The sequence below is a fragment of the Kribbella sp. NPDC020701 genome, assembly GCF_055562215.1.
Genome location: NZ_JBVHFT010000013.1, coordinates 72,072 through 93,329 on the forward strand (window position 1 = coordinate 72,072; position 21,258 = coordinate 93,329).

21 protein-coding genes and 1 pseudogene are annotated in these 21,258 nt (G+C 69.7%); 9 read left to right on the forward strand and 13 right to left on the reverse strand.

Annotation, left to right across the window (positions count from 1 at the left end):
- Nucleotides 1–173: 173 nt before the first annotated feature.
- Complete coding sequence (locus tag ACZ3HV_RS28595; protein WP_360376965.1) at nucleotides 174–521, reverse strand: PspC domain-containing protein; 348 nt, start codon at nucleotides 519–521, stop codon at nucleotides 174–176.
- 157 nt (nucleotides 522–678) lie between these two features.
- Between ACZ3HV_RS28595 and ACZ3HV_RS28600 the strand changes: the two are divergent.
- The 4 genes and pseudogenes from ACZ3HV_RS28600 to ACZ3HV_RS28615 all read left to right on the forward strand — a co-directional run.
- Nucleotides 679–837, forward strand: a pseudogene (locus tag ACZ3HV_RS28600) (SigE family RNA polymerase sigma factor); the annotation flags it as partial.
- A 121-nt stretch (nucleotides 838–958) separates the two neighbouring features.
- Complete coding sequence (locus ACZ3HV_RS28605) at nucleotides 959–1,171, forward strand: sigma-70 family RNA polymerase sigma factor (protein ID WP_465688811.1); 213 nt, start codon at nucleotides 959–961, stop codon at nucleotides 1,169–1,171.
- Nucleotides 1,168–2,010 carry a PASTA domain-containing protein gene (locus tag ACZ3HV_RS28610; RefSeq protein WP_465688813.1) on the forward strand — a complete coding sequence of 281 codons (843 nt, stop codon included), beginning with the start codon at nucleotides 1,168–1,170 and terminating at the stop codon, nucleotides 2,008–2,010. The genes ACZ3HV_RS28605 and ACZ3HV_RS28610 overlap by 4 nt, the downstream gene beginning before the upstream one ends.
- A 31-nt stretch (nucleotides 2,011–2,041) precedes the next feature.
- Nucleotides 2,042–2,383: an MmcQ/YjbR family DNA-binding protein gene (locus ACZ3HV_RS28615; RefSeq protein ID WP_465688478.1), complete on the forward strand. Its 342-nt coding sequence runs from the start codon at nucleotides 2,042–2,044 to the stop codon at nucleotides 2,381–2,383.
- Here the strand turns inward: ACZ3HV_RS28615 and ACZ3HV_RS28620 are convergent.
- Nucleotides 2,380–2,943 (reverse strand): GNAT family N-acetyltransferase, encoded by a 564-nt coding sequence (locus ACZ3HV_RS28620; protein ID WP_465688480.1) that lies wholly within the window; start codon nucleotides 2,941–2,943, stop codon nucleotides 2,380–2,382. The two genes, ACZ3HV_RS28615 and ACZ3HV_RS28620, sit on opposite strands and share 4 nt — an antisense overlap.
- Before the next feature lie 234 nt (nucleotides 2,944–3,177).
- Here ACZ3HV_RS28620 and groL point away from each other — a divergent pair, with 234 nt between their 5' ends.
- The gene (gene groL, locus ACZ3HV_RS28625) at nucleotides 3,178–4,803 is read left to right on the forward strand and encodes a chaperonin GroEL (RefSeq protein WP_465688482.1); all 1,626 of its coding nucleotides are present in this window, start codon (nucleotides 3,178–3,180) and stop codon (nucleotides 4,801–4,803) included.
- 71 nt (nucleotides 4,804–4,874) lie between these two features.
- On the opposite strand, the gene ACZ3HV_RS28630 is transcribed toward groL, so the two are convergent.
- Nucleotides 4,875–5,843, reverse strand: a complete 969-nt coding sequence (locus tag ACZ3HV_RS28630) for a glycoside hydrolase family 6 protein (RefSeq protein ID WP_465688484.1) — start codon at nucleotides 5,841–5,843, stop codon at nucleotides 4,875–4,877.
- A 238-nt stretch (nucleotides 5,844–6,081) separates the two neighbouring features.
- On the opposite strand from ACZ3HV_RS28630, the gene ACZ3HV_RS28635 reads away from it, so the two are divergent.
- Both ACZ3HV_RS28635 and ACZ3HV_RS28640 read left to right on the forward strand, forming a co-directional pair.
- On the forward strand, nucleotides 6,082–7,014 hold the full coding sequence (locus ACZ3HV_RS28635) for a GNAT family N-acetyltransferase (RefSeq protein WP_465688485.1): 933 nt from the start codon (nucleotides 6,082–6,084) through the stop codon (nucleotides 7,012–7,014).
- A gap of 124 nt (nucleotides 7,015–7,138) precedes the next feature.
- Nucleotides 7,139–7,615: a hypothetical protein gene (locus tag ACZ3HV_RS28640; protein ID WP_360374650.1), complete on the forward strand. Its 477-nt coding sequence runs from the start codon at nucleotides 7,139–7,141 to the stop codon at nucleotides 7,613–7,615.
- On the opposite strand, the gene ACZ3HV_RS28645 is transcribed toward ACZ3HV_RS28640, so the two are convergent.
- A complete protein-coding gene (locus tag ACZ3HV_RS28645) occupies nucleotides 7,599–8,789 on the reverse strand; it encodes an epoxide hydrolase family protein (protein ID WP_465688487.1) in 1,191 nt (396 codons plus the stop codon). The two genes, ACZ3HV_RS28640 and ACZ3HV_RS28645, sit on opposite strands and share 17 nt — an antisense overlap.
- 75 nt (nucleotides 8,790–8,864) lie before the next feature.
- Here ACZ3HV_RS28645 and ACZ3HV_RS28650 point away from each other — a divergent pair, with 75 nt between their 5' ends.
- On the forward strand, nucleotides 8,865–9,557 hold the full coding sequence (locus ACZ3HV_RS28650; RefSeq protein ID WP_465688489.1) for a Crp/Fnr family transcriptional regulator: 693 nt from the start codon (nucleotides 8,865–8,867) through the stop codon (nucleotides 9,555–9,557).
- On the forward strand, nucleotides 9,469–10,338 hold the full coding sequence (locus ACZ3HV_RS28655; protein WP_465688490.1) for an NADP-dependent oxidoreductase: 870 nt from the start codon (nucleotides 9,469–9,471) through the stop codon (nucleotides 10,336–10,338). Before ACZ3HV_RS28650 ends, ACZ3HV_RS28655 begins: the two co-directional genes overlap by 89 nt.
- 46 nt (nucleotides 10,339–10,384) lie before the next feature.
- On the opposite strand, the gene ACZ3HV_RS28660 is transcribed toward ACZ3HV_RS28655, so the two are convergent.
- The 9 genes from ACZ3HV_RS28660 to ACZ3HV_RS28700 are packed head-to-tail and all read right to left on the reverse strand — an operon-like array spanning nucleotide 10,385 to nucleotide 21,233.
- Nucleotides 10,385–11,104, reverse strand: coding sequence for an FHA domain-containing protein (locus ACZ3HV_RS28660; RefSeq protein ID WP_465688492.1), 720 nt, complete (start codon nucleotides 11,102–11,104; stop codon nucleotides 10,385–10,387).
- Nucleotides 11,101–12,378, reverse strand: a complete 1,278-nt coding sequence (locus ACZ3HV_RS28665; RefSeq protein ID WP_465688494.1) for a vWA domain-containing protein — start codon at nucleotides 12,376–12,378, stop codon at nucleotides 11,101–11,103. The genes ACZ3HV_RS28660 and ACZ3HV_RS28665 overlap by 4 nt, the downstream gene beginning before the upstream one ends.
- A 15-nt stretch (nucleotides 12,379–12,393) precedes the next feature.
- Nucleotides 12,394–13,449 (reverse strand): protein phosphatase 2C domain-containing protein, encoded by a 1,056-nt coding sequence (locus ACZ3HV_RS28670; protein ID WP_465688496.1) that lies wholly within the window; start codon nucleotides 13,447–13,449, stop codon nucleotides 12,394–12,396.
- Nucleotides 13,446–15,821 (reverse strand): serine/threonine-protein kinase, encoded by a 2,376-nt coding sequence (locus ACZ3HV_RS28675; RefSeq protein WP_465688498.1) that lies wholly within the window; start codon nucleotides 15,819–15,821, stop codon nucleotides 13,446–13,448. The genes ACZ3HV_RS28670 and ACZ3HV_RS28675 overlap by 4 nt, the downstream gene beginning before the upstream one ends.
- Nucleotides 15,818–16,942: a hypothetical protein gene (locus ACZ3HV_RS28680; RefSeq protein ID WP_465688500.1), complete on the reverse strand. Its 1,125-nt coding sequence runs from the start codon at nucleotides 16,940–16,942 to the stop codon at nucleotides 15,818–15,820. Before ACZ3HV_RS28680 ends, ACZ3HV_RS28675 begins: the two co-directional genes overlap by 4 nt.
- A gap of 4 nt (nucleotides 16,943–16,946) precedes the next feature.
- Nucleotides 16,947–17,903 carry a glutamate ABC transporter substrate-binding protein gene (locus ACZ3HV_RS28685; RefSeq protein WP_465688502.1) on the reverse strand — a complete coding sequence of 319 codons (957 nt, stop codon included), beginning with the start codon at nucleotides 17,901–17,903 and terminating at the stop codon, nucleotides 16,947–16,949.
- The gene (locus ACZ3HV_RS28690; RefSeq protein WP_465688504.1) at nucleotides 17,900–19,234 is read right to left on the reverse strand and encodes a hypothetical protein; all 1,335 of its coding nucleotides are present in this window, start codon (nucleotides 19,232–19,234) and stop codon (nucleotides 17,900–17,902) included. Before ACZ3HV_RS28690 ends, ACZ3HV_RS28685 begins: the two co-directional genes overlap by 4 nt.
- Nucleotides 19,231–20,664 carry an AAA family ATPase gene (locus ACZ3HV_RS28695; RefSeq protein ID WP_465688506.1) on the reverse strand — a complete coding sequence of 478 codons (1,434 nt, stop codon included), beginning with the start codon at nucleotides 20,662–20,664 and terminating at the stop codon, nucleotides 19,231–19,233. The genes ACZ3HV_RS28690 and ACZ3HV_RS28695 overlap by 4 nt, the downstream gene beginning before the upstream one ends.
- Complete coding sequence (locus ACZ3HV_RS28700; protein ID WP_465688508.1) at nucleotides 20,661–21,233, reverse strand: hypothetical protein; 573 nt, start codon at nucleotides 21,231–21,233, stop codon at nucleotides 20,661–20,663. Before ACZ3HV_RS28700 ends, ACZ3HV_RS28695 begins: the two co-directional genes overlap by 4 nt.
- Nucleotides 21,234–21,258: the final 25 nt, after the last annotated feature.

The following is a 21,258-nucleotide window of genomic DNA, read 5'->3' on the forward strand; positions in this document are numbered from 1 at the left end:
TCTTCGGCGTGGGGTGTCCGGTCCTTCCCCCCCCCCCCCCCCACCCCCCCCTCCCCCAACCCCACCAACCCCCCTCGAGATCTCCCCCCTCGTTGGGGGGGGGCGCCGCGGTTTTTCCCCCCCCCCCCCCGCAGTTTGGTCGTGTACTGCGCCCGAGCTCGGCGCAGGTCGGATCATGCTGCCGGCGGCTTGTTGTTGGTGTCGGTCTTGCTGTCGTCGTAGATGCGGGAGGCGATGTCGGCCTCGGGTGAGTTGTGCTGCTGGTTCACCGACTGCTGGACGTTCTGCCAGACCGCCTTGCCGTCGGACTCGGGGATCACGATCCAGGCCACCGCGTAGCCGAGCAGAGCGGTGCCGCCGGTGATCAGCGTCAGGCCGACGATGCCGAGGCGGACCAGGGTGACGTCGATGTTGAAGTACTCCGCGATACCGCCGGAGACGCCGGACAGCATGCGCTGCTCGCGGGAACGACGGAGGACCTTGCCGGAGAGGTTGGAGAACGGTGCGTTGGAGTTCGTCATGGCTCAACTCTCCCGTCCGAGGACCCTCCGGCACATCAGGATCGGTACCGACCGACCCCTGATCCGACCCCTGGGACCCTGATCCAGCCCCCTGACGACTTTCGTGGAACCCGGGCGTGCCGTCAGCCTGTCTTTACGGGTGAAGGGCGGGTGACGAATGGACGACTTCAGCGAGTACGTCGCGGCGCGCTGGCCCACGCTGGTGCGCTCCGCGGTGCTTCTGGGGTGCAGCCATCCGGAAGCCGAGGACCTCGTCCAGACCGCCCTGGAGCGGTGCCTGGTGAAGTGGAACAAGGTACGGGCGGCCGACGACCGCGACGCGTACGTGCATCGGGTCCTGATCAACAGCTTCCTCTCCGCCCGGCGCCGCCGCTGGCACGGGGAGAGACCGACCGCGGTCCTTCCCGAGTCCGCCGGGTACCGACCAGACCGCCGGCGTGGACGAAACCGACGCAGTGATGCGCGCACTCGACCGGCTGCCGACCGACCAACGCACCGCCGTCGTACTGCGGTACTACGCGCACCTGAGCGAGCAGCAGATGGCATCCGCCCTGGGCATCGCCACAGGCACCGTGAAGAGCCGCCTGTCCCGCGCGGTGAAGGCCTTGGCGCAGGACCCGAACCTGGCAGAACTGCGAGAAACCCAATGATCGAATCGAAGCTGACCGAGCTCCTCGAACGCACCGGCGACCAGACGGCCGTCGGCCCGCCACCACTGGCCGCCCTCCGCGCCCGCGCCGCCCGCCGCCGTCACCGCCGTACCGTCACTTGGTCCGCGGTCAGCGCGGTGGCCGTGGCAGCAGTGATCAGTGGGGCGACTCTTCTCGCGACACAGGACCCTGGCGACCCGTCACCGGTCGCCACCGCGACGCCGGGGCCGGTGCCTGCCGGGATGCGGTTGGTCGGTTTGGGGCACGCGGCGATCGCGGTGCCGGAGGACTGGGGGACGAACCAGAGCCAGTGCGGAACGCCGCTGCGGGACACGGTTCTCATCGATGACCCGAGTGCCGCGCAGTATTGCATGAGGGACCTGGTTCGCGGGGTCGAGAGTGTGGAGCTGGCGATCGGCAAGCCGCGCTTCGCCTTCCACGCCGATCAGACCTTCGAGCTCGACGGCGTGCCCGCAGAACGTCAGCGAACCAGCTGCAGCGAGGGCGTGATCAACCACGTCGAGTTCTGCGCAGGCACGGTGTTCATTCCGTCTCTCAACGTGTCGTTCCGGGCGGAGTCCTCGACCAGTGCTGACGAGGTCGACCGCATCCTCGAACGGATCACGCGGGTGCCGGACCAGGTCGGCGTACTCGGCTATCAGTCATTGCCCCGGGCTGCGCAGTACTCCGCCGCGCTCAAGAAGGCCGGGCTGACACCCATCATCGAGACCGCGAAGCCCTACGGATATCCGCTGGGTCAGGTGCTGGGTGTCTCGCCTGCGCCCGGGACGATGCTGCCGGCCGGGGCTTCCGTGCGGATCACGGTCGCTGGGTCCTGAAAGTGTCGGTGGGGGCGCTTACGGTCGGGGGATGGACGTCGACTTGCTGCAGAAGGTCGTGTTGGGACTGCCGGGCGTGGAGGAGCATGAGGGGTGGGCGGGGCAGCCGGTGTTCAAGGTGAAGAACAAGAGCTTCGCCTATATGTCGGAGGACGAGACCAGGCTGCAACTGAAGGCGCTGCGCGAGGAGCAGGAGGCGCTGGTGGCCGAGGACCCGGAGGTGTACTCACCGTCCTGGGCGGGCGGCCGGTTCGCGTGGGTCGGCGTGGACATCGTCGCGGCCGACGACCAGGAGCTGCGCGAACTGGTCACCGAGGCCTGGCGCCTGACCGCCCCGAAGTACCTGATCGCCCAGCTCGGCGCGGAGCTCTAGTCGAGGCTGAGCCGGACCAGGACCCACTGAGGGCTGGTGCGGCTGACTTCCTTGAAGCCGGCGTCCAGGAACACGGACAGCGGGCCGCGGTAGAGGTCGGCCGACGGGGTGCGCCCGGCGAGGGCCGTGTCGACCGCGCAGCCCTCGACGGTCTGAGCGCCGTACTTGCGGGCCATGTCGATGGCGCCGGCGGCGAGCTCGCCCGCGATGCCCTTGCGCCGGTGTCCGACCGGTACGACGAAGCAGGTGATCACCCATGAGTCGGGATGCTCGGTGCGCCAGTTCGGTGACGCGACGACCCGCGGGTACGCCGTGCGCGGGCCGACGGCACACCAGCCGATCGGAGTGTCACCGTCGTACGCCAGGACGCCGGGTGGGCGCTCGCCCTCGCACACCTGGGCACGCAGCGCGTCACGGTTGCTCGCGGGGGTAGCGTCGGACCAGGCGCGGCCGCGGAGGCGGAAGTACTGGCACAGGCAGCGCCCCGGATCGCCGCGTTCGCCCATCACCGCGGCCACGTCCGTCCAGGCGTCCGGACCGGCCTCGCGCAGCGTCACCATGGGTTCACCGTAGCGGGGGCCTGGCTTGCACTCGCTTGGGGCGAGTGCTAATACTTGGTTAGCACTCCAAGGGTGAGAGTGATAAGACTCCCTGCCCGCGGGTGTGACAGAAGACGGCCTCGATGAGGTGCTGGAGACGTGGCGGGACGTGACCGTCGCGGGGCCGGCGCCGTCCGTCGCGGGCATCTCGGCCGGCTGAACCACAAAGACTCGACGCGGGAGGACTCGCGGAGAATGCCCAAGCTGATTTCTTTCAATGAAGAGGCGCGCCGTGGCCTCGAGCGGGGTATGAACACCCTCGCCGACGCCGTCAAGGTGACGCTTGGCCCGAAGGGCCGCAACGTCGTCCTGGAGAAGAAGTGGGGCGCCCCCACGATCACCAACGACGGTGTCTCCATCGCCAAGGAGATCGAGCTCGAGGACCCGTACGAGAAGATCGGGGCCGAGCTCGTCAAGGAAGTTGCCAAGAAGACCGACGATGTCGCGGGTGACGGCACCACCACGGCCACCGTGCTGGCCCAGGCTCTCGTCCGCGAGGGCCTGCGCAACGTGGCGGCCGGCGCCAACCCGATGGGCCTGAAGAAGGGCATCGAGAAGGCGACCGAGGCCATCAGCGAGCAGCTGCTGTCGCTGGCCAAGAACGTCGAGACCCGGGAGCAGATCGCGGCCACCGCGTCCATTTCTGCCGCGGACAACCAGGTCGGCCAGATCATCGCCGAGGCGATGGACAAGGTCGGCAAGGAAGGCGTCATCACCGTCGAGGAGAGCAACACCTTCGGCCTCGAGCTCGAGCTCACCGAGGGTATGCGCTTCGACAAGGGCTACATCTCGCCGTACTTCGTGACCGACACCGAGCGGATGGAAGCGGTCCTCGACGACCCGTACATCCTGATCGTGAACAGCAAGATCTCGAGCATCAAGGACCTGGTCCCGGTGCTGGAGAAGGTCATGCAGACCGGCAAGCCGCTGGCCATCATCGCCGAAGACATCGAGGGCGAGGCCCTGGCCACCCTGGTCGTCAACAAGATCAAGGGCACCTTCAAGGCCGTCTCCGTCAAGGCGCCGGGCTTCGGTGACCGCCGCAAGGCCATGCTGGTCGACATCGCCGTCCTCACCGGCGGCGAGGTGATCTCCGAGGAGGTCGGCCTCAAGCTCGACACCGTCGACCTGGAGCTGCTCGGCCAGGCCCGCAAGATCGTCGTCACCAAGGACGAGACGACCATCGTCGAGGGCGAGGGTGACGCCGACCAGATCTCCGGCCGGGTGAACCAGATCCGCGCCGAGATCGAGAAGTCGGACTCCGACTACGACCGCGAGAAGCTGCAGGAGCGGCTGGCCAAGCTGGCCGGTGGCGTTGCGGTGATCAAGGTCGGCGCGGCCACCGAGGTCGAGCTGAAGGAGCGCAAGCACCGCATCGAGGACGCCGTTCGCAACGCGAAGGCGGCCGTCGAGGAGGGCATCGTCGCCGGTGGCGGCGTGGCTCTGCTGCAGGCGAGCGTGCTGGCGTTCGAGAAGCTGGACCTCGAGGGTGACGAGGCCACCGGTGCCGCCATCGTGCGGTCCGCGGTCGAGGCGCCGTTGAAGCAGATCGCCGTGAACGCCGGCCTCGAGGGTGGCGTCGTGGTGGAGAAGGTTCGCAACCTCGAGCCGGGCTGGGGCCTCAACGCCGCGACCGGTGAGTATGTCGACCTGATCGCCACCGGCATCATCGACCCGGCCAAGGTGACGCGCTCGGCGCTGCAGAACGCGGCGTCCATCGCGGCCCTGTTCCTCACCACCGAGGCCGTCATCGCCGACAAGCCGGAGAAGGCCTCGGCCGCTCCGGGTGGCGCGCCTGACATGGGCGGCATGGACTTCTGATCCACTGAAGTCCAGCAGTACAGAGCAGTACAAAGAGCGGTCCCGGGTCCCAGCCCGGGACCGCTTTGCGTTCACGTGCCGGTGATGAGGTGGTTGGCCAGCAAGGGGGAGAAGGTGCCGGCGGGGATGTCTGGGCCGAGGCCGCAGGTGCCGTCGGAGTCGCCGGGGACTTTGAGCCACGCCACGAGGTCGACGCCGGCGGATTGGGAGGGCTTGCCGGCGACCTGCGTGGAGACGCCGAGCTTGCGGCCGGCCGGGTTGCACCACTGGTTGCTGGATCCGTTGCCGTTCCGGCTGGTGTCGATGACGAACTGACCGGTGCCACCGAGCGCGGCCCGGATCGCCGTGCCCTTCGTGACCGACTGCTCGGTGGTGTAGAAGTTCGAGGTGTTCAGCGCGAACCCGCGCAACTTGCCGACGTCGACCAGCCGCAGCCGCCGCGCCATCTCCTTCGCCTCGATCCAGGTCGCGTTACCGCCGTCCATGTAGGCCCAGGTGTTCCGGTTCCGCAGTGCGAACTGGTTGGCGGCGTACTTGAGCAACGCGATCCGCGTCGGGCGCTCCTTCTCCGGCAGGCAGTCGAGCTGCGCCAGCGCGTCCGGTTCGATCACCACGATCGCGGGCCGGCTGCCGATCCCCGCAGCGAACGCGGCAATCCACTGCTGGTACGCCGCCGGCGACCCCGCACCACCGCCGGAAGGACCACCGCAGTCGCGGCCCGGGATGTTGTAGGCGACCAGGATCGGCAACTTGTCGGCCTGATCGGCAGCGGTCGTGTACGCCGCGATCGCCTTCGTGATGTCACCACTCCAGGCGCCGAACCACCGGGCTCCCGGCTGGTCCGCGATCTTCGCCTTGATCTCGGTCTCGCCCGGATGCTGCTTCACATACCGTGCGGGGCTGGAATCCGGATCGACGTAGAAGCCGCTGGTCAGATCGAGCGGATTGCCGGTCGCGACGGCCAGCCCAGGTGAGGGCCGGCCGCCGGCGATCAGGCCGACGGCAAGCAGGCCGGTCACGGCCGTGCGGAGCATCGACATCGTGAATGAGTCCTTCCGTCCAGGGCGGGATGGTCACTCAACGTGTCGACGACGTTACCCTCCAGGTGTGAATAACGGTTGGACTCTGACCCCGGTCGGGCCCTAGAGTCTGACGCGGCGAGAACGATCCGGAGCGGAAGGAGCGACCGATGAACACACTGACTTGTTTCCCGGCGCGACCGATCCGCTCGCACAGCTCGCACTGAGCGGAGCCGCCGCGCCTCCTGTTGGAGGATTTGTGACCATCCGCACCACCGTCGAGGCTGATCTCGACACCATCCTTTCCCTGATCGAGCAGAAGTCGGTCAACACCGTCACGCTCGACCGCTTCCGCGAGTACCAGGCTGAGGGCTACTACCGCAACGACTGGACCTTGGTCGTCGAAACCGACGGCAAGATCCAGGCGCTGGCTATCTGGTGGGGCATGCCCAACGGCGACCAGCCCTACAGCATCGACGGCCTGTACTACGTCGGCGACGGCGACCCGGTCCCGGTCTGGACGGCGCTCATCGAGCACACCATCGCGTCCCGCCCGGCCGATGCCGAGCCGCCGGAATACCACTTCTTCCTGGACAGCGACTGGCAGGACAACCCGGACGTGGTCGCCGCACTCGAGCCGCGTCGGCAGGCAGCGGCGGCCGCGGGGCTGACCCAGATCACCGACCGGCTGCGGTACGAGTGGAAGCCGGCGTACGGCCTTCCGCCGCGGTCCACCCGGCTGCGGTTCGAGCCGGCCGACGACGAGGCGTTCGTGGACGTCTTCAGCCAGGTCAGCCAAGGCAGCCTGGACGCCGGAACCGCGCGGGAGATCGCGCGGCTCGGGGTCGAGGGCGCGGCCCGCGAGGAGCTGGACATCTACAAGTCGATGCCGGGCGACCGGGCTTGGTGGCGGCTCGCGTACGACGCCGACGGGAAACTGATCGGGTTCGCGATCCCGTCGGCCAACGCCGGCGGGCCGGTGGTCGGGTACCTGGGCGTCCTGCCAGAGCACCGCGGGCACCGGTACATCGACGACCTGCTGGCCGAGATCACCCACATGCTCGCGGAGACCGGCGCCGAGCAGATCAGGGCCGACACCGACTTCGGCAACGTGCCGATGGCGAAGAGCTTCGAACGCCAGGGCTACCGGAACTTCGCAGTCCGCCGGGTGCTGTCCTTCCCGGAGAGCTGAGCACCTCCCTCGGCGTGCCCAAGTGGGCGCGCCGAGGGGGAGACTCTAGCTGCTTCGACGCTTATGCTCCCTGACATGTCAGAGTGCTCCGGGGGGAGCGGGGAGTGCGGGGAGGGGACCGGCGATGCGTGACATCGCGCTGATCCTGCATGTGGTGGCAGGAATCCTGGCGGTGGTGTTCGGACCGCTGGCGATCGTCATGACGTTGCATCGGCGCGGGCTGAACTGGGCCGGCGAGGTCTACCACTGGGCCATCGCGCTGGTCTGCCTGACCGCTCTGGTGATGGTCCCGTACGACTGGGCGCGGCTGTGGTTCTTCTGGCCGATCACGATCGCGTCGTACCTGTTCGTGTATCTGGGCCAGCGGGCCGCCGAAGCGCCCGGCGGCCTGTGGTACCGCGGCGTCCTGCGCGGGTACGGCGGGGGCTGGATCGCCTTGTGGACAGCGATTGCGATCGTCAGCCTGCCGCATCAGCCGTGGGCGTGGGCGGTCCCGATCGTGGTCGGGTCGACCGTGATCGAGTGGCTCTGCTTCAGGCCGTCGCCGAGCTGGACGCATGAGCCCCAGCCCGGCAACGGAGGTCCTACCGCAGTGGCTTGAAGAAGGTTCGCAGGTCGCCGGTGAGTAGGTCCGGCACCTCCATCGCGGCGAAGTGACCGCCACGGTCGTACTCCTTCCAGTGGCTCATCTTGCCGGCCGGGTCCGCGATACTGCGGATCGCGGTCTCGGCACCGAACACGGCGACACCGGTGGGCGGCCCGCTGACTTGCTGGCCTCCCCAGCCTTCGCCGTCGGTCTGGTGCGCGAGCATCGCCTTCCAGGCCTGGACGCCGTCGTACACCGAGTGTGCCGTCGAAGCACCGGAGCCGGTGAACCAGTAGAGGCTGACGTTGGTGAGCAACTGGTCGCGGTCGACCGCTTCCTCGGGAAGCTTGTGGATCGGGTCGGTCCACTCCGCGAACTTCTCCACGATCCAGGCCAGCTGCCCGATCGGCGAATCGTTGAGTGAGTACGCCAGCGTCTGCGGCCGCGTCGCCTGCAGGAAGAAGTAGCCGAAGCCGTCATCGAGCGACTTGTTGAACCGTTCCGCCCGGGCCCGGTCCGACTCCGACAACCCCTCCAGCGGAATCGGGTCCCCGAACGGCGCCCCGGCACCCACCCCGGCCAGATGTACGCCGACCACGTGAGCCGGATCCACCATCGGCAGCATCCCCGCGACCCCGGATCCCGCGTCCGTACCGTGGGCGGCGTACCGCTCGTACCCGAGCCGGTTCATCAACTCAGCCCACATCTGCGCGACCCCGAACAGGTTGAACCCGTTCGGCCCGAGCGGCGTGGAGAACCCGTACCCGGGCAGCGACGGTACGACGACGTGGAACGCGTCGGCCGCGTCACCGCCGTACGCGACCGGATCGGTCAGCCGGCCGATCACCTGCTGGAACTCCACCGGCGACCCAGGCCATCCGTGCGTGAGGATTAGCGGCATGGCATCCGGTGACGCCGACCGCTGGTGGAAGAAGTGGATCCGCTGACCGTTGATCTCGGTCATGAACTGCGGGATCTCGTTCAGCGCGGCCTCCGCGGCCCGCCAGTCGTAGCCGTCGGCCCAGTACCCGGCCAGGCCGCGCAGGTAGGAGACCGGAACGCCGCGGCTCCAGTCGTCCACGGCCGGCGTGGCCGGCCAGCGCGCACCGGCCAGCCGGGCCTTGAGGTCGTCCACCTCCGCCTGCGGGATCTCGATCCGGAAGGGCCTGATGTCCGTGTTCGTTGTCATGTCTTCACGGTAGGAACTATTGCGGCGAGGTTCCTTCCGCAATAGACAACGAATGTGAGCGGGGACAATGGTCAGGTGACCAGCCACTTCGACCGCTTCCTGGCTCAGCTCCCCGAGGTCGATGCCGATCGTGGCCGCGCGCTGTTCCGCCCGGCCCGGGTCGAGCGCGGCGAGTTGCTGGTCCGGGCCGGTGATCGGCCTGAGCGCGTCGGGTTCGTCGAGCGCGGGCTCTTCCGGCTCTACCAGACCGACGCCGCGGGCACCGACCGTACGCTCGCGTTCCGCGCCGAGGGTGAGCTCGTCTGCGCCTACAGCGCGGTGCTGCGCCGGGAGACCTCCCAGGTGACGATCGAGGCGCTCGAGCCCGCCGATCTGATGGTCGCTCCGCGGTCGGCGTACGACGCGATGGTCGCGGCGAGCTCGGGCTGGCAACAACTCGTCGCCAGGCTGACCGAGGCGCTCTACCTGCGCGTCGAGCAGCGGCAGGCCGAACTGCTGCTCGCCGACGCGGCCGAGCGGTACCGGCTGTTCCTGGCCGGCCACGAGGACCTCGCCACCCGGCTCACGCAGCGCCACATCGCGTCGTACGTCGGGATCACGCCGGAAGCCCTCAGCCGGATCCGGCGGCGATTGATCTCGATCAACGACGAGCGGCCGGATGCTGCCTACGGTCGGGATCATGACGACGATGCGCGCGATGGCAACCGATCAGGTCGGCCCCGGAGCACGGCTGCGGCCGCACACCCTGCCGGTGAAGGAACCCGCTGACGGCGAGGTCCTGATCAAGGTGATGGCCGCGGCGGTCAACCCCGCCGACCTCGGCATGGTGGCCGGCAACTACCGCTGGTACGACGAACTCCGGCTGCCACTCGTACCTGGGTACGACGTCGCCGGCGTGGTCGAGGGTGGGGACTGGGTTGCTGGGGCTGCGGTGATCGCGAGTACCGGTCACTCGCGGACGCAGGTTGGCGGGTTCGCCGAGTACGTGACGCTGCCCGCCGCACAGGTGGCGGCGGCTCCCGCGAACCTCGACTGGACCGAGGCGGCCACGCTGCCGCTCGCCGGACTGACCGCGTACCAGGCGCTGGAGCTCCTCGACCTCGCACCGGGCAGCACGCTGCTGGTCAACGGGCCGCGCGGTGCTGTCGGCCGGTTCGCTGCTGAGCTCGCCGTCTCGCGCGGAATCACCGTGCTCACCCCGGATCGGGGAGAGGAGTCGGCGCCGGGGTCGGCCGATGCCGCCCTCGACGTGGTCGGTGGTCCGCGAGCTCGTGCGGCGTTCGCGGCGGTGCGCGACGGCGGGAGCTACGTGACGACCGTGCCGGAGTTCTGGGTTCCGGGCGGTCAGTTCGCCGCGGACCGGGGCATCGATCCCAGGATCGTCCGTGCCGAGCCAGACGGGCGCACGCTGGATCACCTCGCCCGCGCTGCGGAGGCGGGTCACCTCACCGCGACCGTCGCCAAGACACTGGCGCTGACGGACGCTGGGGACGCCCTCGATCTGCTGCAGGCCGGGGGCGTCCGCGGCAAACTCGTCCTGGTCCCCTGACCCGCCGGCCGCTCGGAGCTGGCCCAGCCGCGAGTCGGGTAGCCGGTCAGGCCTGGCCGGCCTGCTCCTCTGGGGTGGCCTTGCGGACGACCAGGCGGGTCCAGGCGCCGACGTAGACGCGGTCGTCCGGGTTCAGCTCCTGGCGCTGGCCCGGGATGATCGGGTCCTCGGGGAGCGGTCCGGCGGCGGGAGCGACGTACGTACCGTTGGAGGACTGCAGATCCTCGACCCACCAGCGCTGGCCGTCCGTGGTGAGCTGCGCCTGGCGCCGGCTCACCCCGGTGTCGTCGCCGCAGTCGATCTCGGGGGAGATGTTGCGGCTGCGGGACGGGCGCCCGATCAGCACGCTCTTCTCGACCAGCGGGATCACCGCCGGCAGGCCCGGAGACGGACACGGGTCGTCGCTCTGCTGCACGGCGTACCAGTCGGGGTCGACCCAGCGTTCGACCACCCAGTCGGCGACCGCGGTCGGCGCGGGCGGCACCGGCGGTGGAGTGGACAGGTCGAGGGACGAAGCCGCCCGCGGCATGGTGCCGGTGGTGAAGTCGTAGCCGCAGTTCTCACAGAAGAGGGCGTCCGTGGCCGCCGGCTCCGAACAGTTCGGGCATGTCTGGGCCGTGGGTGCCGGTGCCGGCGCAGCGACAGCCGGGGCCGGTACCTGCGCGGCGGCCGGGGCACCCGCCGCGGCGCCGATCGGCAGCCCGCAGACGTCGCAGTAGTCGGTCGAGACGGACGGGTGCCCGCTCGGACAGCTGACTGTCGTCATTTCTTCACCCGGGTGGTTTTGGTGGAGGCCGTGTCGAGCGCCATCTCGTCGGCCTTCTCGACCGTCCGCTTGAGCCGCACCGTACCCGTGTCCTGGTCGTCGATGTCGACGACCTTGCGCAGCCGGGTGGTGGCCTCCTCGTTGCCGGTCTGGGCGGCGAGCTGGACCGCGCGGCCGAGCTTCGTGGTCGCCGTCGCGGTGTCGCCCGCGGCCTTCGCGGCCAGGCCCTCCTGGATCGCCTCGGCGAGCTCGGTCTGCCCGGTGTAGTGCGCGACCTCCGGGCTGATCCGCGTGGTCAGCGCCTCGTCGGCGGACCACAGCGCCTTGACCAGGCCCTGCGCGACCACATCGTCGCCGAGCACCAGCTGCACCCGGGCGGCGAGCTGCTCCTGCCCGACGCCCTTGGCGGCAAGGCGGATCGCCACGTGGTAGTCGCGGGACTCGTCACCCCACGAGCCGGTCGGGTACGAGCCGGTCAGCGCGTTGATCGCCGTACGTCGAGTGGTCAGGTCCTCGACCGTGGGAGCGACCTGGCGGACGAACAGGACCTCGGCACCCTGCGGCGCCCAGACCCGGAGGTCGGCCTGCGCGACACCGCGGCTCATCGCGTTCTGGATCAGCTTGGAGAACTCGGCCGCCAGCTGGTCCGGGGCCGGGATGATGTCGACCGTACCGAGGAGCGCTTGTGCGATCCGCCGTACCTCGTCGACCTGCCAGGCCACGCCGACGCCGCGGCAGTCGCACTGGAACTGGCCGGTGACGGCCTGGATGGTCTGGGTCAGTACCTCAGGCGTCTCGTGCTGGTTCTCGCCGTCGGTGAGCAGGATGGCGTGCTTCTGGGTCAAAGACGGCACGGTCGCGAACACCCGCGAGGCGAGCCGCAGCCAGGTGCCCATCGCGGTGCCGCCGTCGGCGTAGAAGCGGGCCACCGCGTCCTTGGCCGCCTGCCGGGTGAACTGGTCCATCCGCACCATCACCGGTTCGGGTGACGGCGGGAACGCCAGCTGGGCGCGGTCGTTGCCGGAGATCACCGCGAACCAGACCCCGTCGAGGATCTGGTCGAGCGCGGTCTGCGCGGCGAACGCGGCGGCCCGGACCCCGTCCTTGCCCATCGAGCCCGACGTGTCGACGATGATGATCTCGCCCGCGTCACCGCTGCCGGACTGTCCGGCCGCGCCGGCGCCGCTGCAGTCCACCGTGACGATGGCGTGCACATCGGTTCCGCCGTCGGGCAGGAATTCGTTCTGGTAGACGGAGGCGGTGAAGTCGGCCATCTCGGGTCCCTCTCCTTAGATTCGCGCCAGCGCGACGGTGATGTTGTCCTGACCGCCCTGGGCGTTGGCCCAGTCGACCAGGGCGGACGCGGTGGCTTTGGGCTCGCCACCGTTCGCCGCAGCGGTCTGACGTACGAGGTCGGCCAGCGGTGCCGCCTCGGAGCAGTAGTTCCACAGTCCGTCCGAGCAGACCACGACCCAGCCGGGACCGGTCACGTGGACTGTCGTCGTACGAGGCGTGTGGTCCGGAGCGTCCTTGCCGAGCCAGCGGGTGATCGCGTGCGCATGCGGACCGGACTCCGCCTCCGCCCGCGAGATGCCGGTCGCGATGAGCTCCGCGGCCCAGGAGTCGTCCACGGTGAGTGCGACGGCCTCGGCGTCGTCCGGGAACCAGTACGCGCGACTGTCCCCTACGTTGCCCGCCACGAGCAGACCGTCCTCCAGGACCGTCGCCACGAACGTGCACGACGCCGGGTTGGGACTGTCCGGACTCGTGTTGTCGATGACAGCGTCATTGGCCGCGTCGGCAGCCGCCTTGAGCCGGGCCACGATCGCACTGCCCCGGGACGACTCGGTGCCCATGCCCAGCGCGTGCCCAGCAGTCAGTACGTCGCGAGCCGCGCGGGCCGCCGCCAGCGAAGCGACATCCGAGTCCAGTGACGAGCTGACACCGTCGCAGACGACCAGCAGCGCCCGGCTGCCCGGCTCAGCGTCCGCAGCGATCGCCATGGCGTCCTCATTGCGGCTGTGCCTGATACCCCGGTCGCACACGCCGGCGACCCACGGCGAGGGCTGCTCGCTGAAGTGATCGCGGACCTTGGCGGCCTTGGTGCCGCAAGTCTCGCAGTAGCCCTCCGCACCGATCACACCGCCACAGGACTGGCACGGGCCCGCGACCGGAATGGCGCCGGTATTGATCTCGATCGTCGGCTCGGTGTCCGTGTCCAAGGCAGGTGTGCTGGGCGTGGCGCTGCCCGGGTTGAGCTCGGCGCCGCAGGCCTCGCAGAAGCGATCGGACTCGGAGACCGGCCCCCCGCAGCTGGGGCAGACCGTCTGGGTCGTACTCGTCATCGCAACGTCCATCCTCGAACTTCGTTGGCCTGGTCAACCAGGGCGATCCGTTCCGGCCGGCTCCCGGCCTGGTCGGCCAGCTGCCGGTAGGTGGCCTCGAGCCCGTCCCGCAGGGCCGGCTCGGTGGCCTCCCGGCCGTCGATCCGCAGCTCCTTCTGCGGACCGGACTGCTGGACCTCGGCCAGCGCGGTCCGGAACACGTCCGCGGCCAGGTTGGCCCGGTCGACCGGGTCGATGGTCAGCGACTCGATGCTGTTCATCGCCTGGGCGAGCGCGGGAAGGCCACGGCCCGATCCTGCCAGGAGTCCGGCTCGCTGGCGACGAGCCCGCACGTACGAGCCGCTGGTGCGCGGCACCAGGTCGAGCGCGGCGAGGGCGCCGTCGAGGTCGTTGCGCTGCGTGCGGATGGCGGCCAGACCGAAGGCCGAGGGGGCGATGTAGTTGGCGTCGGTCCGGGCGCAGGTGAGATAGAGGCCCTCGGCAACGTCGAACTCGTTGCTCAGCTCACAGGCGATCCCCAGCGCGAGCTTCGGCGCCAGCTCTCCCGGGACCTGGCCGTAGACGGCGTTGAAGGCGGACTGCGCGGCTGCCGAGTCGCCACGGGCAAGCGCGACCAGTCCGGCCATCCAGACGGCCCGCCACTCCCACGGGTCCGCCGCGAGCAGGTCGGTCACCGCGGTGTCGACCATCTCGTAGCGGGACTCGCCAACCTCGAGTGCGGCCTCCGCGACCTCCAGCAGGGTTTGCGGAGACTGCTCCGGCGCGTCGACGAGCAGCTCGAGCCGCTTGGCGGGGTCCGGCACGCTGACGGTCTTCAGCCAGCCGGCCATCTTGTCGCTGTCGTCCGGCGCGAGCGAAGGCAGCTGCTGCCATGGTGCGGCCGCGTCACCCAGTCCGGACGCCTTGTCGCCCGGCGTACCGAACAGCAGCGACGACGCGGAGTGCTGCGCCGCCTTGACGCCCTGCTTGTCCGCGACCACCTCACGCAGTACGCCGAGGAGCTGGACCCGGAACTCGTCCGCGCTCTGGAACCGGTCCGCCGGGTCCTGGGCGCAGGCCTTGGTCAGCAGGCGGTACACCGAGTCGTACTTCTGGAACAGCGGTACGTCGGTCACGGGGGGCAGCGAGTCGACGTACCGGGACTGGTAGCCGCGGAACTCCATCGCGAGCACGCACAGTGTCCGGCCGAGCGTGTAGATGTCGGACGCGATCGACGGACCGACCTCGGCCACCTCGGGGGCCTGGAAGCCGACCGTGCCGTAGATCGCGGAGTCCAGGTCGTCGATCCGCCGGACACCACCGAGGTCGATCAGCTTGACCGCGTCACCGACCTGGATGATGTTGTCCGGCTTGAAGTCGCAGTACAGCAGGCCGAGGTCGTGCAGGTACGAGAAGGCCGGCAGGATCTCCAGGAGGTACGCGATCGCCTGGTCGATCGGCAGCGCGTCGTACTGACCGTTGTTCGCGGCCATCCGTTGCTTGAGCAACGTCTTCAGCGAGGTGCCGCCGACGTACTCCATCACGATGTAGCCGGCGCCGTCATGGGTGACGAAGTTGTAGATCTCGACGATCAGCGGGTGCTCGACCCGGGCCAGGAACTGCTGCTCGGCGATCGCGGCCGCGACGGCGTCGGGGTCCTCGGAGTTCAGCAGGCCCTTCAGCACCACCCAGCGGTCGGACACGTTCTTGTCCCGGGCCAGGTAGATCCAGCCGAAACCACCGTGTGCCAGGCAGCCGGCCACTTGGTATTGACCGCCGACCAAGTCGCCCGCCTGCAGCTTCGGCGAGAACGAGAAGCGGTTGCGGCACTTCGGGCAGAAGCCCTCGGTCCGGCCGGGCTGGCCCGCGCGGGACCGGCCGACCGGGTTGCCGCAGTTCGGGCAGTTCCGGCGGTCCTCCGGCACCTGCGGGTTGACCAGGATCGCTTTGCTCGCGTCGATCGCGGGGATCGTCGGTACGTGCGTCAGCCCGGCACCGAGCCGCGCTCCGCGCAACCGGGTGGACGACGTCCCGAGCTTGCGGGTCAGCTTCGACCCGGCCTGGGCGGCCCGGGCGGAACCGAGCGGCGTCGACGCGAGCCGGTTCGACGCGCGGGACACGGTCGACGGCGTACTGATCGGGTCGGGATCGCTGGTCACGGCCGGGGCGCCGGAGACGGCCGACGGGCTCGTGGTGCCGTCGGGCGCGGGGGAGCCGCAGACGTCGCAGTACCCGTCGACGAAGGTGCCGGTGCAGCCGGGCTGATTGCAGGCGCCGGTCGACGGGTCAGTCGACGTGGCGGGGGCCGCGGCCGCGGGTGAGCCGCAGACGTCGCAGTACCCGTCCAGGATCGTGCCCGTGCAGCCGGGCTGGGTGCAGGCGGTGGTCGTCATTTCGTCCCTCCTGTGGCTTCCAGGTAGGCCTGGTACGCCGTCACGAGTGCGCCGAGCCGGAGCGTGTCGACCGGCTCCGCCTCGATCACCTGGCGGCCCCGCCGGTAGAGCTCCGCGAGATCCTCATTGCCTCGGGCAACACTGTTCGCCTTCACCTGGTAGGCGTCCAGCCGGGCGGCCAGCTCGTCGCGGCGTTCGAGTGCGGCGCCGTACGCCGCCTGCGCCTGACCCAGCGCCCGCCGTACGGCGTCCAGCCGGGTCAGGTACTTCTCCAGCTCGGCCGGGGTGTTCGGCACCGGGCCGAGTGCGGTCACATCGGGTACGGCGAGCCGCGGGGCGGGTGTGACCGCGGCGACCGCCTTGTCGGCGAGGGCGCGCACCGCGGTGCCCTGCGCCTCCAGTTCACCGCGCAGGGATCGGGCGCGGGCGACGTCGGCCGCGCGCTCCTTGCGGGTCGCGGCGCCGACGATCAGGTCGCGCTCGGTCCGGGCCGCGTCGATCTCGAGCGGACCGATCAGTCCGCCGATGTCCGCGCCGCGCTTGTTGCGGTCGGTCAGATCGATGACGCGGCGATCGAGGTCGTGGTGCTCGGCGAGCGCCGCGTTGCGGACGGTTGCCGGCTCTTGCTTGACGAGGTCGCTGATCCGCTCGACCTGAGCGCGCAGCTGCCGCAGGTGGGCGGCGAGGTCGGCGTCGCCCGGCTCCAGTGCCAGCTTCGCCCGCAGGCTCGACGCGAGCGCATCCGACAACTTGCATGCCTCAGGCAACGAAACCGCGAGCGACCCGCCGGCGCCGCCGGTGTCCAGGCCGCCCCAGATCAACGTCGAGATCCGCTCGGTTTCCTTGGTCCCGACCCGACCGGAGTCCCAGGTCACCAGGATCAACTCATACCGATCCGATACGGCCTTCCACACCGCCATGCTCAGTACGACGTCCGCACTCAGAGCATCCGCATCCGGCGCATGCAACGCAGCCTGATCCAACTCGTCGAGCTCAGCCTTCCGCCGATCCCGCCAAGTCCCCAACGCATCGAGGAAGGACAGCAGCTCCGAAGCCGGAACGCTGCTCCCCATCCTCCCCGGCGGCGCCGGCGCACTCGCCGTCGGCGTACGAACAGTCATCGATTCACCGGCCGTACACAGGCGCCGGCGGAGCCTTCAGCTCGCCCAGCGCAGGCTTGAGCCACGTGTTGTACGACGTCATCCAGGTGCCGTTCTCCTTCATCTGCGCGAGCACGCCGTTCACGAACTTCACGAAATCCACGTTCTGCTTCGGGATCCCGAGGCCGTACGGCTCCTCGCTGAACCTCTCGTCGAGCACCTTCGCGTACGGGTCCTGCGCGACATCGCCGGCCAGCACCGTGTCGTCACCGCTGATGCCGTCCGCCTCGCCCTGCTGGAACAGCACCAGACAGCCGGTGTCGGTGTCGGCGGTGATCGGCTTGACCGCCGGGTTCGCCTTCTTCAGGTTGTCCAGGCTGGTCGACCCGGCCGGGGCGCAGATCGTCTTGCCGGACAGGTCGGCCACTGTCTTCGCCGTGGAGTCGCTCTGCACCAGCGTCTTCTGGCCGGACCGGTAGTACTCGGCGGAGAAGGCGATCTGCTGCCACCGGGCGCAGTTGATCGTCATGTTCCGCGCGACGATGTCGACCGAGCCGGCCTGCAGGGTGGGGATCCGCTGCGGGCTGGAGATCACCCGCAGCTCGAGGTGCCCCTTGTCAGTGCCGAAGATCGCCGTCGCGACGGCCTTGACCATGTCGATGTCGAAACCCCGGATCTGGCCGGTGATCGGGTCCCGCGCTCCGAGGTTGAAGCTGTCCGCGGAGACCCCGGCGATCAGCCGGCCCCGGTCCTTGATCTTGGCCATCGTGGTGCCGGCCGGCATCGCTCCAGGGGCAGGCAGCGGCCCGTCCGGCGCGTACGACGCCAGCGGGTTCCCGCAGTTGGGCTGGGCGGCCGGCGGTGCCGCCGACGTCACGGTGGGCTGCGGCTTGGCGGGGATCTCGGTGGCGGCGTAGTCGCCGGAGCCGCAGGCGGTCAGCAGCAGGGCGGCCGCGGCGGCGATCGGGATGAGCTTCTTCATCGGTATTCCCCCAGTCGCTGTGACATGCCCCAGGCCACCAGGAGGGCGGCGACGATGCCGATCGGCAGGCCGAGCCAGCCGATCGGCGGGAGGCCGTCGCGGGCGTCGGTCAGTTCGTCGCTGACCGCATCACTCGTGGTCTGCAGCTGGTCGGCCGAGCTCTCGTCGAACGCGGTGAACTTGTCCACGCAGTCGTTCTCGTTCTGCTCGCTGCCGACGGCCAAGGCAACGGCGCCGTCCCAGTCGCCACGCGTGTCTGCCTTGCGGACCTGGCCGTGGACGATCTTGTACGCGGACCAGCGGTCCTGCAGGCCGTCCGTCGTACCCGAGGCCTTGCCGAGTTGGTCGTCGACCACCGCGGCGGCGTCGTTGTAGGCCTTGTCGAAGGCGTCGCCCGAACCGCGCGCGATCAAGGTGAGGCTCTCGTTCGACCTGGCGTCGTACGCCGCGATCCGGGCCCGCGACAACGCCAGGGTCTTGGCGTACGCATTGTCGCCCGTGTCGGACGCCTTCCCGGCGGCGCTGGACAGCGCGACCCCGCCGACGATCGTGGTGAGCAGGACGAGCAAGGCGCCGGCCGCGATCGGGACGTTGACGTAGCGGTGGGTACGGCGGGCCAGCCAGCGGAGCGTGATCGCGAACACCACCAGGGCGAGCAACCCGCTCACGACGACCCAGATCGTGCCTTTCCCGACGCCGTCGAACTCCGTGTTGACCCGTTCCTCATTGGCCTGCACCAACGCCTTCACCAACGGGAGCGAGTCGTTCTGCAGTACGGCGTTCGCGTCCTTCAGGTACTGCGATCCGATCGGGAGGCCCTGCCGGTTGTTCGCGCGGGCCTGCTCGATCAGGCCTTCGTACGTGATCAAGGTCTGGTTGAGCGCACCCAGCGCCTGCTGATCGGCCGGCTGGGCGGTGGCGGCTTCCGTGATCAGAGCGGCGGCGTTGCCCAGCGAGTCGACGAAATGCTGCCGCTGCTCCGGCGGCTCGAGACCGCCGACGAGGAACGCGTTGGTCGCGTCGGCGTTCGCGCTGACCAGGTTGGTGTGGATCGCCTGGATGCGGACCAGTTGCGCGGCGTTGGCCTCGGCGCGATCGAGGGCCCCGTCGGACTGCCGGAAACCCTGGGCGGCGGCGAGACCGAAGATCACGCTCATCGCCGCGGCGGCGAGCAGGAAGGCGCGCATGCGCCCCGGTGTGCCTTCGAACCACGCGGCAACCGCACTCCGCGGGCTGCGCGTCCGCTTGGCCGGCACCTGCTGCGTGACGTTGCTGGGTTGCTGCGCCGGCGGCGACCAGGTCGCGGGCGGCGCACTCTGTGTTTGGGTCACCCGTCGTCTCCTTGCTCGGACTGGTCTGGTTCCTCGGACTCCCCTGGCGGCTCGGGCTCGGGCTCAGGCTCTGCCTCGGGTGGCGGCTCGGGGTCGTCGGTCAGGTCTTCGGCGAGGATCTGACGCAGTTGGTCCTTCGTCGGTGCCGTCACGTCGCGCAGCCGCCAGGCGTGCCGGCCGATCGCGGCTTCGAGCGCGTTCCGGGCGAATCGCCCGTTGCCGAACGAGCTGCCGCGCGGCGTCGTAGCCAGGATCTCCCGGAACTTGTCGAGCGCTTCCGGGACCAACTCGTAGTCGGCGGCCTCGGCGAGGCCGGTGAGGATGTCGGTGAGTTCGTCGTCGGTGTAGTTCTCGAACCCGATCGTGGTCCGGAACCGGCTGGCCAGCCCCGGGTTCGCGGCGATGAACGCCTCCATCGGCTCGGGGTACCCGGCAACGATCACGACCAGGTCGTCGCGCCGGTCCTCCATCTCCTTGACCAGCGTGTCGACGGCTTCCCGTCCGTACTGGTCGGCCCCGTTGTCACCCGAAGTCAGGCTGTACGCCTCGTCGATGAACAGCACCCCGCCGGCCGCGGACGCGACCACCTCGGCGGTCTTCGTCGCGGTCTGGCCGAGATACCCGGCGACCAGTTCGGACCGGTCGACCTCGACGAGCTGTCCCTTCGACAGCAACCCGAGCACCTTGTAGATTCCGCTCACCAGCCGCGCCACCGTGGTCTTGCCGGTGCCCGGATTCCCCACGAACACCAGATGCCGCGTAATCGTCGGGCTCTTCAACCCGGCCTCGATCCGCAGCTTCTCCACCCGCAGTACGGCGACCTGCCGGTGCACTTCGCGCTTTACCCGTGCCAGCCCGGTCAGCTCATCGAGGTCGGCCAGCAACTCCTCAACCGTCTTCGCCGGCTCTGCCTCAACGGCCTCGGCGGCTGCGGCCGGCTCCGCTTGCCCGGCCTCGGCGGCCGACGTCGCCGGGACCGCCGGCGTTGACCCGGCCTGCACCGGCGTCGCCCCAACCTGAAGAGGCCGGGCACCCGCCGCCTGCAGTTGCGCGGCGGCGGCAACAGACGCGTTGCCAATGACCCGCATCGTCGGTTCGCCGAGCGTGCAAGCCGCCGACGCCACCTCGGCGAGCGCCTCGGCATAGGCGACCTTCTCGGCCGACCCCTCGGCGATCAGTTCACTCAGCACCGCGGTCGGTGCACCTCGCCAGCGACGACCGCGAACGGCGCTGTCGAAGAAGTCCCGCGTGGTCGCACCGGGGTTGGCCTTCGCCCAGTCCACGGGCGCGCCTGGAGCGGACTCGGCCAACGCGGCGGCCAGCGACAGCGCCTCCGTGCGGGCGCGATCCTCCGCGACACCGGCGCGCGCGGCGACGGTCAGCAGCTCGGCGAGTGCCTGCTGCAGTGACTTGCCCCCCTCGCCGCTCATGCCCCTCCTCGTCCAGGTGGTGGTTGCAGTGGTCCGGTGTCCGGTGGTGGTGTCGATTCCGTCGGGCCGAGGGCCAACGCTCCACCGGTCGACCCGGTGCCGAACTTCTCCTGCAGGAATCGGCCGTGGGCGATCAGCGCCGCCGCGTCGGCCCGGTTGACCGCGTCGAACACTTTGTCCATCGTCGCGGCCAAAAGGTCCAACTGGTCGATCAGGATCATCAGCGACGTCTTGCCCCGGTCCACGGGCCGCGTGTCCGCCCACTGCCGTGGCAGCCGCAGGTACCCGCCGATCGCCTCCGGCAGGTAGTCGGTCGCCGTCGCCATCACGGAGTACGCCTGCGCGCTGCCACCGAGGTTCCCGAGCCGTGGGATCGTCTCCCGCACGGTCCGGACCACCCGGTTGACCCGTGACGCGACCACGGCCGGTACGGCGCCGTCCGCGACCAGCTGCTCGACGCGGACGAGCGCCGCGAGCAGGTCGTCGTTCGTCGGAGCGCGGGGAGACGGGGCAGGCTCGGGCTCCTGCTTGCGGCCGGTCAGCCGCGCCAAGAAGTCACCGAGTGTCATGCAGTTCCCTGTCCCCCAGTTGACT

What these genes read in the sequence shown, in the direction of transcription:
- ACZ3HV_RS28660 (WP_465688492.1), bottom strand. Translation starts at nt 11,104, where the DNA reads ATGACGACAGTCAGCTGTCCGAGCGGGCACCCGTCCGTCTCGACCGAC.
- ACZ3HV_RS28595 (WP_360376965.1), bottom strand. Translation starts at nt 521, where the DNA reads ATGACGAACTCCAACGCACCGTTCTCCAACCTCTCCGGCAAGGTCCTC.
- ACZ3HV_RS28680 (WP_465688500.1), bottom strand. Translation starts at nt 16,942, where the DNA reads ATGACTGTTCGTACGCCGACGGCGAGTGCGCCGGCGCCGCCGGGGAGG.
- ACZ3HV_RS28685 (WP_465688502.1), bottom strand. Translation starts at nt 17,903, where the DNA reads ATGAAGAAGCTCATCCCGATCGCCGCCGCGGCCGCCCTGCTGCTGACC.
- ACZ3HV_RS28700 (WP_465688508.1), bottom strand. Translation starts at nt 21,233, where the DNA reads ATGACACTCGGTGACTTCTTGGCGCGGCTGACCGGCCGCAAGCAGGAG.
- groL (WP_465688482.1), top strand. Translation starts at nt 3,178, where the DNA reads ATGCCCAAGCTGATTTCTTTCAATGAAGAGGCGCGCCGTGGCCTCGAG.
- ACZ3HV_RS28655 (WP_465688490.1), top strand. Translation starts at nt 9,469, where the DNA reads ATGACGACGATGCGCGCGATGGCAACCGATCAGGTCGGCCCCGGAGCA.
- ACZ3HV_RS28630 (WP_465688484.1), bottom strand. Translation starts at nt 5,843, where the DNA reads ATGTCGATGCTCCGCACGGCCGTGACCGGCCTGCTTGCCGTCGGCCTG.
- ACZ3HV_RS28645 (WP_465688487.1), bottom strand. Translation starts at nt 8,789, where the DNA reads ATGACAACGAACACGGACATCAGGCCCTTCCGGATCGAGATCCCGCAG.
- ACZ3HV_RS28620 (WP_465688480.1), bottom strand. Translation starts at nt 2,943, where the DNA reads ATGGTGACGCTGCGCGAGGCCGGTCCGGACGCCTGGACGGACGTGGCC.
- ACZ3HV_RS28640 (WP_360374650.1), top strand. Translation starts at nt 7,139, where the DNA reads ATGCGTGACATCGCGCTGATCCTGCATGTGGTGGCAGGAATCCTGGCG.
- ACZ3HV_RS28695 (WP_465688506.1), bottom strand. Translation starts at nt 20,664, where the DNA reads ATGAGCGGCGAGGGGGGCAAGTCACTGCAGCAGGCACTCGCCGAGCTG.
- ACZ3HV_RS28665 (WP_465688494.1), bottom strand. Translation starts at nt 12,378, where the DNA reads ATGGCCGACTTCACCGCCTCCGTCTACCAGAACGAATTCCTGCCCGAC.
- ACZ3HV_RS28610 (WP_465688813.1), top strand. Translation starts at nt 1,168, where the DNA reads ATGATCGAATCGAAGCTGACCGAGCTCCTCGAACGCACCGGCGACCAG.
- ACZ3HV_RS28615 (WP_465688478.1), top strand. Translation starts at nt 2,042, where the DNA reads ATGGACGTCGACTTGCTGCAGAAGGTCGTGTTGGGACTGCCGGGCGTG.
- ACZ3HV_RS28670 (WP_465688496.1), bottom strand. Translation starts at nt 13,449, where the DNA reads ATGACGAGTACGACCCAGACGGTCTGCCCCAGCTGCGGGGGGCCGGTC.
- ACZ3HV_RS28675 (WP_465688498.1), bottom strand. Translation starts at nt 15,821, where the DNA reads ATGACGACCACCGCCTGCACCCAGCCCGGCTGCACGGGCACGATCCTG.